The organism is Clostridium sp. 1001283B150225_161107_B6 (assembly GCF_015556325.1).
Lineage (GTDB): Bacteria > Bacillota > Clostridia > Lachnospirales > Lachnospiraceae > Enterocloster.
The window spans coordinates 137,057-148,925 of record NZ_JADNMD010000002.1 but is presented as its reverse complement, the minus strand read 5'-3'; the positions used below and the strand labels follow the sequence as shown (position 1 = coordinate 148,925).

The 11,869-nt window shown below is 53.1% G+C and carries 7 protein-coding genes; 1 reads left to right on the top strand and 6 read right to left on the bottom strand.

All coding sequences use genetic code 11. The features are described 5' to 3' along the window. Positions 1-25: 25 nt before the first annotated feature. The 3 genes from I2H39_RS05840 to I2H39_RS05830 form a co-directional block, all read right to left on the bottom strand. The gene (locus tag I2H39_RS05840) at positions 26-937 is read right to left on the bottom strand and encodes an aldose 1-epimerase family protein (protein ID WP_195626058.1); all 912 of its coding nucleotides are present in this window, start codon (positions 935-937) and stop codon (positions 26-28) included. 154 nt (positions 938-1,091) lie between these two features. Further along, complete coding sequence (locus tag I2H39_RS05835; RefSeq protein ID WP_195626057.1) at positions 1,092-1,583, bottom strand: dihydrofolate reductase; 492 nt, start codon at positions 1,581-1,583, stop codon at positions 1,092-1,094. 7 nt (positions 1,584-1,590) lie between these two features. Then, a complete protein-coding gene (locus tag I2H39_RS05830; protein ID WP_138309762.1) occupies positions 1,591-2,082 on the bottom strand; it encodes a dihydrofolate reductase in 492 nt (163 codons plus the stop codon). 217 nt (positions 2,083-2,299) lie between these two features. On the opposite strand from I2H39_RS05830, the gene thyA reads away from it, so the two are divergent. Then, the gene (thyA, locus tag I2H39_RS05825; protein ID WP_195626056.1) at positions 2,300-3,130 is read left to right on the top strand and encodes a thymidylate synthase; all 831 of its coding nucleotides are present in this window, start codon (positions 2,300-2,302) and stop codon (positions 3,128-3,130) included. Between the two features lie 92 nt (positions 3,131-3,222). Here thyA and I2H39_RS05820 read toward each other — a convergent pair whose 3' ends face one another. Genes I2H39_RS05820 through I2H39_RS05810 form a run of 3 tightly spaced genes read right to left on the bottom strand, consistent with a single transcriptional unit; the run spans position 3,223 to position 11,835 of the window. After that, a complete protein-coding gene (locus I2H39_RS05820; RefSeq protein WP_195626055.1) occupies positions 3,223-4,167 on the bottom strand; it encodes a ketopantoate reductase family protein in 945 nt (314 codons plus the stop codon). A gap of 14 nt (positions 4,168-4,181) precedes the next feature. Next, the gene (locus I2H39_RS05815; RefSeq protein WP_195626054.1) at positions 4,182-8,240 is read right to left on the bottom strand and encodes a UvrD-helicase domain-containing protein; all 4,059 of its coding nucleotides are present in this window, start codon (positions 8,238-8,240) and stop codon (positions 4,182-4,184) included. Further along, entirely contained in the window at positions 8,218-11,835 is a 3,618-nt protein-coding gene (locus I2H39_RS05810; RefSeq protein WP_195626053.1) for a PD-(D/E)XK nuclease family protein, read from the bottom strand. The genes I2H39_RS05815 and I2H39_RS05810 overlap by 23 nt, the downstream gene beginning before the upstream one ends. Between the last annotated feature and the right edge of the window lie 34 nt (positions 11,836-11,869).

Below are 11,869 nucleotides of genomic sequence, written 5' to 3'. Positions count from 1 at the left end.
CGCGTCCGGACGTGACATTCATTCGTTATTCCACCCTTATCTGGTAGCTCTTCTGCCAGGTTTCCCAACCGGGCAATGATATGACTCCCCTTCTGTCCTTTAATTCCCCCTTATATCCATCTGATGCGCAGATACCGTACCATGGTTCCAGACATACAAAGGGATGGGTGGCCTCCATTGTCCATATTCCCAAATATGGGAAATCGTCGCATTCCAACGTCACATAGGGGCTTCCATCCAATATCAGGCTTACGCTGCTGACCTGTGCTTCATCAAACATATATGTAAGAGCTGTATCGAAAAATCCTTTTGTCAGAGGCACACGGCCCTCGGACAGCTTTAAATCTCCCTGTAGTTCTTCCTTCTCGTAACCATCTGCATTGGGCGCAAGATAATGGAGACAATCCGTAAACTGTCCCTTGCGGCACCCCTTTTGGTTAAACTCAAAGGTGAAATCGTATATGTTCTTTCCTTCCGGCACCTGGAATGCAGGGTGTCCGCCCATCATGAACAGCATCTCACCCAAATCCGTGTTGGTGACCTTCCACATGACCTGGATGGTCCTGCCCTCCAGCCTGTGTCCAATCTCCACTTCAAAATGGAACGGATACTTCCCATATGTCTCCGGCGTGTCCTTCAAACGGAACCAGCACTCATCCATATCGCAGAGCAGGGGCTCAAAATCCATATCCCTTGCAAAGCCGTGGGGCGTCATGCTGTATTCTTTCCCGTCATGGATATACGCTCCCCCATAACATTTTCCCACAAATGGGAAAAGCACAGGGGCGTGTCTGTTCCACACAGACGGTTTTGCGCACCAAAGCACTTCACGGTCCGCCTTCTTGTCATAAATCCTGGTAAGTTCTGCACCGCGGCGGGCAACAGTAACTAGAAGTTCATCATTTTCAAGTGTAAATAATGTTCCATCCTGTTTCATTATACATTCCCCCGTTCTCCTGTTTTTTAGAAGCTTGTGAGAATTTACCCTCGCACAAGCTTTATATTAACATTTTCTGCTTCATGTTACAACCGGTTTTTATATTTTTTCAAAAATTATTTTCTTTTTTTCAGCGTGTTGAACAATTTTTTTATTACTTTTTCCGCCGGAACCTCCGGAAGGTATAACAGAGGTCAAAATAGGTCTGTTCATCCCCCTCTTCCGCCAGATACCAGCCCTCATCCTCTTCCAAATCAGGAAAATACGCATCCCCGTCATAGGAATAGTCAATGCTGGTCACATGGGCCTGCGTACAGTAGGGAAGAAACTGCCGGTAAATACTCTCCCCTCCTATGATATAGATATCATTTTCATCGTAGTTCTCCAGGGCCTCCAGCGCCTCTTCCAGGCTGTGGCAGACAGCCGCGCCCTTTACCTTATACTGCATATCATGGGTCAGGACAATGTTTACCCTGTTTCCAAAGGGCTGTCCTCCCGGCAGTCCCTCCAGTGTCTTCCTTCCCATGACCACCACCTTGCCGGCTGTCTCCTTAAGGAACATCTGTCGGTCCGCGGGAATGGTCACCAATGGCCTGCCATCCTTACCGATGGCCCAATGCCTGTCCGCTGTCACACAAAGATTCAATGTAATATCACCTTACCCTTCCGTATATTCTGAATTCGAAGGATATGCCTTCATGCTCCTTTGCATCACTGACCGACTCCAGCTCCCAGTCCCCATTCCGGTCCAGATTTTCAAAATCCGTGTCCACATCAAAGGTGCGGCGGATATAAGTCACATATGCCTTGGTGCAATACGGCAGAAACTCCCTGTATATCATGCCTCCGCCGATAACAAACACGTCATCCTCACCGCAGCCCTTTAATGCCTCCAGCACATCCTCCACCCTCTGGTACACCCGGACGCCCTCAGGGGCATATTGTTCATTTCTGGATAAAACAATGTTCACACGGTTTTTGAGGGGCTTTCCTCCCGGAAAGCTCTCCAGGGTCTTACGGCCCATAACCACTGTCTTGCCCCTGGTGGTCTCCCTGAAATACTTCATGTCTTCCGGAAGATGCGCAAGGAGTCCGCCGTCCCTGCCAATCCCCCATTTTTCATCCACTGCAACGATTAAATTCATGCGCAAGTACCTCCCATATTTTTCCAACAATGATTCATCCCTGCCGCCTGCTTTTACACAGGCCTGCCCTGACACTGGTCTTGACAGATTATATCACGAAACCCTTTGAAAGAAAAGGTGATAGAAAGGCTTAACCTGAACTTACTCCACAAATGTCTTCCTAAACAGCCTGTCCTCTGTTATAATGATTCCATATTTAAAATGGAGGACAATAAACATGAGCTACGCAGACCAGATATTCATACAAAACTGCAACGATATATTGGAACACGGCGTCTGGGATACGGACTATGACGTGCGTCCCGTATGGGAGGACGGCACTCCGGCCCACACCATTAAACGCTTCGGCATCGTGAACCGCTACGACCTCACCAGGGAATTTCCCGTCATCACCCTGCGGCGTACTGCCTTTAAGTCAGCGGTGGACGAGCTGCTGTGGATATGGCAGAAAAAGTCCAACAACATCCACCACCTGAACAGCCACATCTGGGATTCCTGGGCAGATGAAGACGGCAGTATCGGCAAGGCTTACGGTTACCAGCTGGGCGTAAAGCATCATTATAAGGAAGGGGATTTTGACCAGGTGGACCGCATCCTGTACGACTTAAAGCACAATCCCTTAAGCCGCCGAATCATGTCCAACATCTATAACCACCATGATTTATGTGAGATGAACCTTTATCCATGCGCTTACAGCATGACCTTCAATGTCTCCGGCAATACCCTGAACGGCATCTTAAACCAGCGTTCCCAGGACATGCTGACAGCCAACAGCTGGAATGTATGCCAGTACGCTGTCCTGCTTCACATGCTGGCACAGGTAAGCGGCCTGAAGCCCGGTGAACTGGTTCATGTCATTGCGGACGCTCATATCTACGACCGCCACATTCCCATGGTTCAGGAGCTTTTGAAACGCGAGCCCTATCCCGGCCCCACCCTGTCCATGGATACCTCCATCCAGGACTTTTATAAGTTCACCACAGACAGCTTCCGGCTGGAAAATTATCAGTATCACACCTTTAGCGGGAAGATTCCTGTGGCTATATAGGCAGGACACACAAGCGAATAAACGTGAAACAAAAGACGGATGGCTGCCTTACGGTTCATCCGTCTTTCGTTCCGCACCTAAGTCTATTTCTTTTAAAAAAGTCCCTCATTCTTCTGTTCCAGCACCTTGATTCCATGGTAAAACATTTCATTATAAGGCGTAGGCACTCCCAGCTCACGGCCCATGCGGATGATGGTGCCGCCGAACATCTCCACCTCTGTCTTGCGGCCTGCCTCAATGTCCTGAAGGGTGGAGGGCTTATTTTTAGGGGGCACATCCTTAAGCACGCCAGCCTGTTTTTCCATATCCTTCTCCGACAGGTCGATTCCCTTTTTTCCGGCAATGGCTATGACCTCACGCATCAGTTTTTCCCGGATAAAATTGGCATGGCTGCTGACGCTCCAGGCTCCAAAGGGAATTCCCAGGACAGCAGCGCTCTGGTTCTCACTGACATTGCACATGTATTTATACCAGATGGCCCGCTCCATATCCTTGGGAACAACAGTACGGATGCCTGCCCGCTCAAACAGTTCCTTCACGGCCTGAACCCTGGGGGACACTGTCTCATTGTACTTTTCCCCCATTTCAATCCTGGCAGCCTTGGGATTAAAGGAGGCGCAGCCGTCCTTCATGACAACGCTCACCTTTGCCAGGGAATAGAGCAGATTGTCCCAGCCAAATACCTCCGCCACCTTATCCTCTGCCTCCACCCCGTTCAGGGGAGCCATAATAAGGGTATCCGGGCCAATCTGGTTTCTTATGTCCTCCAGCGCCTGGGGCAGGGCGGGAAACTTGGTGATGATAATAGCTAAATCCGGATAATCCTGACCGCAGGTTTCCTCCGGGGACATGGTGCGGAAACGGTAATTAACCCCGTTGACCGTGACTCCCTCCTGTTCCAGGCGCTGGCGGCGGCTGCCCCCTGCAATCACCCGAAAATCATTTCCCATCATCGGGCCAAGATGGCTTGCCAGGAAACAGCCGATGGCTCCCAGTCCTATGAGGGACACAGTCCTTATTTCTCTCTTCTGATTCATCCTTTTTCCTTCTTTCATACGTTTATACTCATCTGAAGCGCAAGAGAATAGATGATGCGCTCTTTTACATGCTTCTCAGTGAGCTGCGTCAGTGCGCGCTCATAATAGTCCAGCTGGACCCTGTAGCGCTCTGCCAGCATCTTTGCTCCCTGATGCGGATTTCCTTCCGGCACATGGTCTGTCTTATAGTCAATGAGGACCAATCCGTCCTCTTCCTCCAGATAGGCGTCAATGATTCCCTGTATAAGCACCAGCTCGTCGGAATCGCCAAGTCCCATTTCCCTTGCAGGTATGCCTATGATGAACTGCTGTTCCTTATGGATACGTCCCTCAGACTGTGCTTTGGCCATACGCTTTCCAAGGGGACTGGACAGGAAATTCCATATAACAGCTGGCTGGATAAAATCATGGGCCTCCTGATCCAGGAAACCATCCTCCAGCAGTTTATCCACCACAGGCTTTACCTCCGCCGGACCGTGTATATCATGAAAACAAATGTGCTCCAGGACTGCATGGTAAGCGGTTCCCCGCAGGGCTCCGCGGTTCGGTCCAGGCGGGGACTTGGGCCTGTGTTCACCGGATTCCCCGATTTCCCCGGCTTCCGGGGCAGCCATATTCCTGCCCCCGGTCAGCGCCTTCAGACCGTCCAGGGGGATTCCCTCCAGATTACCGCTGTCCGTGCCAATGGCGTCCTCTGCCCTTCCTATCTGGCTCTGCTTTTTCAGTTCGGATACAGACACCATGGCGTACAGCCCAGTGTCTGATTCATAAGGATATTTATATTCCAGTGCTTCCCTGAGACGTGCTCCAAATGCTTCATCATACACCATATCCTTATCCAGGTTCAGAAGGTCTTCCTTTTTCATCTTCCGTATAATCTGGCGGGTGATTTCTCCGCCAATCAGGTCCTTTACCTGAATCTGGCGCATTTCCATATGGGAGGACGGGATGGCGGGCTGCGCCATAAGGAGCCAGTCCAGGCAGGAATTAGCCGAAGCCAGTATGGTATAGGGGAGCTGGCCCCCGGAAAAGGGAATGTCCCTCCATTTTTCCAGCTTATTTTCCAGCGATTTGTCTGCGGCAGTCATAATCAGCTTTTCCTTTGCCCTGGTCATGGCCACATAGAGGACCCTGAGCTCCTCTCCCATTGTTTCCAGCTCCATCCGCCGCTTCAGAGCCTGCTTTTTTAGGGTCGGCGCCTTGACCCGCAGCTCCAGGTCCAGAAAATCCGCTGCCGCGCCCAAATCCGCATCCAGAAGAATCTGGCCGTACGCATCCTGCTTGTTAAACCGCTTGCCCAGGCCTGCCAGGAATACCACCGGAAATTCCAGGCCCTTGCTTTTGTGGATACTCATGATGCGAACCGTGTTGTCCTGCTCACCGGCCACACTGGCCTCGCCAAAGTCCGTATCGAATTTTTTCAGCTTCTCAATGTATCTCACAAAATGGAACAGGCCCTTGTAGCTGGTGGATTCATAGGCAGCAGCCTTTTCCACCAGCATGTCCAGGTTTGCCCGTCTGGTCTCCCCCGCCGGCATGGCGGACACGTAGTCATAATATCCGCTTTCTTTGTATACCCGGTACAGCAGTTCATGGATAGGCAGATGCCTTGCCTCCCTCCGCAGCTGTTCCATAAGAAGAAACAGCTTAAGGGATTTAAGTGAAATGGAATGGGCTGCCTTTTCCGGTATGCCGGACAGGCCTACTGTAACCCAACCTTCCTCCATACCCGGATTTTTCTCCGGGCCCGGTTCACCCTCCGGCCCTTCCTCCGGGTCCGGTTCACCCTCCGGTCCTTTCTCCGGCCCCGGCCCATCCTTTGAGCCCGGACCTTCCTCCAGCCAGAGTCTCCACGCCCCGTACACGCCCCTGTCCTGTCCCTTTTTAGAATTCCGTTTGTAGGCAGCCATCATCCAGGCCATTTCCTCATCATCCATCCCCACAACCGGCGAACGCATGACTGCCGCCAGAGGGATGTCCTGCATGGGATTGTCGATAACGGACAGAAGGCTCAGGATTGTCTCCACCTCAACCGTGTTAAAATATCCGGTTCTGGTCTGGGCAAAGGCCGGAATGCCTTCGTTCATCAGCACATTTACAAATACCTCGGACCAGCCGGTCATGCTTCTGAGCAGGATGACCATGTCGCCGTAACGGGCCCTGCGGTATGCTCCCCTGGATTTATCCCACACCATAAGTCCCTGGCTCTCGCTTACCAGCTGGCGTATCCTCCCTGCAATCAGCCTTGCTTCCAGCTCCTTTGCCGTATAGTCAAGGGAATCTTCGTCCAGCTGCCTCAGCGTCTCTGCGCCTGTATCCACCAGAAGCAGTTCAGTGGGAGTTCCGGCTTTGAGCGAAACGGTTCCGCCTTCCTGTCCGCCGCTCTCCCTGGCATCCGGCTCCTGCCCGCCAGCCTCTTCCTCATCCAATTCCAGGCCACAGACCGTATTCCTGCTCACTTCCTCAAATTTCGCGCCCGGATAAAGGGCTGTCTCATCTGTATATGTGATTCCTCCCAGATTCTTTGTCATGATTTGATAAAACACATCATTGACACTGGTAAGCACTGACTCCCTGCTCCGGAAATTCTGCTGCAGCTCTATCATCTGGTATAATCCGCTTTCCCTGGAATAATTCTCATATTTATCCATAAAAAGCTCAGGCCTGGCCAGACGGAATCTGTATATGCTCTGCTTCACATCCCCCACCATAAACACGTTGGGATGGCCGGACCGTTCCCTGGAAATACTGGTAATCAACGCCTCCTGGACATAATTGCTGTCCTGGTATTCATCCACCAATATCTCCTCGTACTGCCGGCTCAGTTCATCCGCTACCGGTGAAGGACGGCGGGATATCTTACCTTCCCCATCCCCCTGCTCTGCCGTGTCCGCCTGCTCTGACCCGTTATCCGTCTCTTCCCCATCCCCCGGTCCCTCTCTCTTATACAGAACCTCCAGGGCCAGATGCTCCAAATCATTAAAATCCAGCACATTCCGCTCTCTCTTGGCTTCCCTGTATGCCTGGTCGAACATGCCCGTAAGCTTTAAGAGTTCCCGGATAGCCGGCCTGGTCCCCCTCATGCTTGCCACCACTTCCTCCGGGCTCTGCTGGCCGTAGAGCTCCCTGCATTTTGCCACAGCCTTCTTAACCCGGTCCCGGCAGGCACTCACAAATGCCTTTTTATCACCGTCAATATCCTTGCTCCGGATGGAGGCCAGCCGGTCAAAGCTCATGTTCTGAAGGCTGTGATACAGGGCTTCAAAGCTGCCTGCCGCAGCTGCCCTTCCTATGGCCTCTATCTTGCTCCTGTCGCTTACAAGCATCGGCTCATAAGCCAGGGGCCCGTTTTCCTCCCTGCACACCTTAAGGGCTTCCCCCAGCTGCCCGGAAAGCTCCTCCATCTGCCTGGCTGCATCCTCCATAAGGAAAACCATCCAGGGACTTCCCTCCATCTCCTGAATGTTCTCCTCCTCCAGCTCCTTCTGGCAGGAGGCAAGCCACTCCCCCGGCCATGGATGGCTCTGTGAGAACTGCCATGCCTGGAGAATCACATCCTCGATTCCCCGGTCTGACTTTCCCCGGCCGAAGTGCTCCACGAACCTGGCAAACTGCTCATCCGCCTCATCGTAACAGCGCTCCAGCATTTCCCCCATACAGTCCCCCCTTAAAAGGGAAAGCTCTCCCTCATCCCCGATACGAAAGGCCGGGTCTATATCCAGGCTGTTATAATGGCTGCGTATGATGTTCAGACAGAAGCTGTCAATGGTGGTAATCTGGGCCTGGGGAATCAGGGCTGCCTGGAGCCACAGATGCTCGTCCTCAGGGCGTTCCTTCAGCTTCTGCTCCACCGCAGCTCCAATCCGCTCCCGCATCTCCGCCGCAGCCGCATTCGTAAATGTCATTACCAGCAGCTGGTCCATATCCAGAGGATGTTCTCCTTCACTTATCATCTGGATGATACGCTCCACCAGCACGGCTGTTTTGCCGCTGCCGGCAGCCGCGGACACCAGAAGGTTCCTGTTCCTGCTGTCTATTACCTCTTGCTGTTTACTGGTCCAATTCACTGCCATCTGCTTCCTCGTCTCCTTCAGCTTCCAATTCCGCCCAGATTTCCTCCGGTTTAAGTCCCCTGAGCTTGCGGTATCCATATCCTGCTGTCTTGGTGTCAAATCCGCATACAGCATGGTAGGGACAATAATCGCAGGCCGTCCTGCTTCCCTGTTTATATGGCTTTAAGTCCACATTTCCCCTTAAGATGTCCTGTCCGGCCTCCCTGAGCTTCCGGTTCACAAACCGGCGCAGGTCCTGGAAACGCCGGGTGCTGGCCACGGATGAACGGCTCTCCTGGACATAACCGTCCTTTATGGCAACGGGTATCACATCAGACTCCTTTTCAATCTCCCTGTCCAGATGATGGATAATATCCAGCTCACTGTTTACCAGCCCGTTCATCCTGAGCTGTTTTAATATCTGTTTTTCGATATCCTTTTCATCCATACCCTCCTGCTTATCCGCTATCGGGTCACCTATGTGGTAGTAGAAAATACCGGCCGGCACCACCTCCTTATCCGGGTGCCTCCTCTCCTCCATCTCCACCGCCGCGTCCATGTAAACCACCAGCTGGAGCTGTAAGCCATAGAACAGGGCAGCCAGGTCAAAGGACGTGGTTCCTGACTTATAGTCAATGATTTTCACATATACGTGGTCTTCATCCCTGCACAAATCCATACGGTCAATGCGTCCCCGAAGCTGCAGCTCCTCATCCTCTGACAGACCGATGCGCATGGCCTTCAGGTTATCAATGGATGAAAAGGACACCTCAAATCCCACCGGTTCAAAGTCGCCCTTTTTCACCTGCTCTGCCAGGGCCCATATGGTTCTGTCCGTAATCCGCTCCACCCGGCCTGCCAGGTATGCGTTGCGGGCTGAGCTGGACATGATTGTATTGCCGTATTCTTCGGTTACCTGGGTCACGCATTCCTTAACAAGGCTTTTTCTGCCCTCTTCCGTCAGCTCCCGCCAGTCCTGTCCACTGTCCTTCATATAGGCAAAACACCTGTCTATGGACTGGTGGAACAGGTTGCCCATGTCCACTGCTTCCAGCTCATACTCCTGCCGTTCCATCAGTTCCAGCCCGTACCGCAGGAAATGGGCGTAGGCACAGGAGGCGAACTGTTCCAGCCGGGTCACGCTGCCCTGTAATTCCCGGCCGTAAAGGGCCCTGGCAGCCGCCCGCCCGATTCCTCTTTCCTCATAGGAATAGAATGCAGCGTCCAGGAGCTGCCTTACCTTATGCCGGTGCTCCTCCGAGTGATAGAAATGTTGAAAGAGCTGCAAAAAGGCGGCTTGCTCCAGTTCCCTTCCGTCCTCATCCTGTTCCTGCATTTTGCGGAGTCCCTGTATAAGAAGCTCCCTGGCATCCCCTTCAGTCCGCACCGGCCATTCCACGGAATGCTCATCCAGGGTTTCCATTTCCGGAAACAGCTTTCCCACTTCTCCCATGAGGTTGGAGGGCCTCTGGCTCTTGCCGTCAGACGTAAGACCAGCATAGGTGAGCACCAGCTGTCCGGACGGCTTGGACATCATGAGATACAGGTAAAACTTCTGGATACAGCCATCCTCTTTCACCGTGGGCGCCAGCTCTATATCCATTTTTCTGAGCGCAGCCCTGTCCCGGTCCGTCAAAAGGCTTCCCCCGCTCTTCCGCTGGGGCACCGTTCCCTCATTCACGCCCACAAAAAACAGTACCTTCACTGCCTCCAGACGGCTTCGGGTAATATCACCCACCATAACCTGGTCAACCGTGGCAGGAATTACTCCCACCTGGATTTCCTGGAATCCAGCGTCCAGAATCTGGATATAATTCTTCATATCCGCCTTTTCCGCGCCCAGGAGTCCCTCCAGCCGTTCAAACAGCTCCAGGACCCGGTCATAGACCTGACCGTACTCCCTGGCCAGATTCTCGTCCCCAGGCTCCCTGCGCTCCAGGAAGAAGTCCCTGTAGTCCTCCAGCTTTTCCCTCAGCCTCATATGCTCCAGGAACCGGCGGAGGGCGGCAGTGACAGAGGCAATCGTGGCCCCCTCTGCCTTAAAAGCCTCCCGCAGCGGCCTGAGAGGCTCCAGTATCCACATACGGTATTCGTTCAGTTCCTTCAGGTTCAGCTTTTCACCGCCCCTGTACTGCCGTTCCCAACAGGAATCCCAGCGTTTCCACCCGCGTATGCCCAGGGCCCGCACATAATTTTCCAGCCGGTCCGTCATATTTTCCACATGTTCCCTGGAACCGCCAAACCCGGCTTCACTATCATGCTTTGGGGAAATGCCGTCCACGGCCCGGCCTGTATCCGCCTCCGAATCCATCCCGGCCTCATCATACACCGACCCGGCCCTATCATACACCAGCCCGGTCTTCAGGTACCGGAACACGCTCTCATAGGAGAAATCCTTCACCATCTCCAGCGCCGCGCGTATCAGCTCCACCATGGGATTTTCCAGGATACTCTTCTTATCATCCAGGAAATAGGGTATCCCGGCCTCGTCAAACTGGTGGGCCAGCTCCCGGCCATAGGATGGTAGGTCCCCGGTAATCACGGCTGCATCCCGGTAGCGCAGCCCTTCCTCCTTTATCATCTGCTCAATCCGGCTGCACACATAGGCTGCCTCTCCTGCCGGGTTGCGTCCCTTGTACACCAGGATACGCTCTGTCTTTCCCTCCCAGGTTTTTCCGGAATACCGGTACAGGTTCTGTTCCAGAAAGTCCAGCTCTGGACTTTCATTAAACCGCCAGGCCGGACGACGGTTACAGATAATGTCCTCCTTCTTCGTGATTCCGTGCTGCTTTGCCATGGATGCCACGCGGCACACCGTATGGCGGCTCATATGGAACAAATGCTGGATGCTGCTCTCCTTGTAGGCGTTCTCCCTGGAATCAATGGTAACCGTGCACACCACATCCCTGGCATGCACCAGGAACAGCTCCACCAGCCTGTACTGGACCGGCGTAAAGCCGGTGTAGCCGTCCAGAAGGACGACGCTGTCCTTAAGGGGCTCCCACTTTGGAAGCTCCCTGCAAAGGATGTCCAGAATCTCCTCAGCCGTAATGTAATGGCTCTCTATATACTCCCTGAAACCACTGTAAATCACCTCCAGGTCCTTAAGCTTCTGGACCAGAATGGGGGCAGCTGTCTCCTCCCCCACTTCCCGCAGCATGTCCGGAGTAATGCCGTACTGGTACAGCTCCGAAATCTGGGACTTAAGCTGGCTGATGAAGCCGGTCTGCTCCAGATGGCCCTTGTAAAGGGACAGTTTCCCCCTCTTTAAACCGGCCACCTTGCGCAGCACCATGGATTTTCCCATGTCATCCAGCACAACCGGGATTCTGACTCCCAGGTCCTCAAACACCCGGTAAGCCAGACGCTTAAAGCTGAGGATATCTATGTTCATGACCCCGTGCCTGGGGTGGAGACGGATGATTTCCTTCTGGGTCTGCATGGTAAACTGCTCCGGCACCACCACCAGATACCTTTGTTCCGGATGCTCCATGGACTCCTTTATGACCCGGTCATAGAGCATCCTGGTCTTTCCTGAGCCTGCTCCTCCCAATATGAACTGTAACGCCACCTTTTCTCTCTCCTTCCGGCGGACGGGACAACGAAAACTTCTCATATTTCCCCGCCCTGCAACATAAGCTTTAACAAAC

What these genes read in the sequence shown, in the direction of transcription:
- I2H39_RS05830 (WP_138309762.1), bottom strand. Translation starts at nt 2,082, where the DNA reads ATGAATTTAATCGTTGCAGTGGATGAAAAATGGGGGATTGGCAGGGAC.
- thyA (WP_195626056.1), top strand. Translation starts at nt 2,300, where the DNA reads ATGAGCTACGCAGACCAGATATTCATACAAAACTGCAACGATATATTG.
- I2H39_RS05810 (WP_195626053.1), bottom strand. Translation starts at nt 11,835, where the DNA reads ATGAGAAGTTTTCGTTGTCCCGTCCGCCGGAAGGAGAGAGAAAAGGTG.
- I2H39_RS05820 (WP_195626055.1), bottom strand. Translation starts at nt 4,167, where the DNA reads ATGAATCAGAAGAGAGAAATAAGGACTGTGTCCCTCATAGGACTGGGA.
- I2H39_RS05840 (WP_195626058.1), bottom strand. Translation starts at nt 937, where the DNA reads ATGAAACAGGATGGAACATTATTTACACTTGAAAATGATGAACTTCTA.
- I2H39_RS05815 (WP_195626054.1), bottom strand. Translation starts at nt 8,240, where the DNA reads ATGGCAGTGAATTGGACCAGTAAACAGCAAGAGGTAATAGACAGCAGG.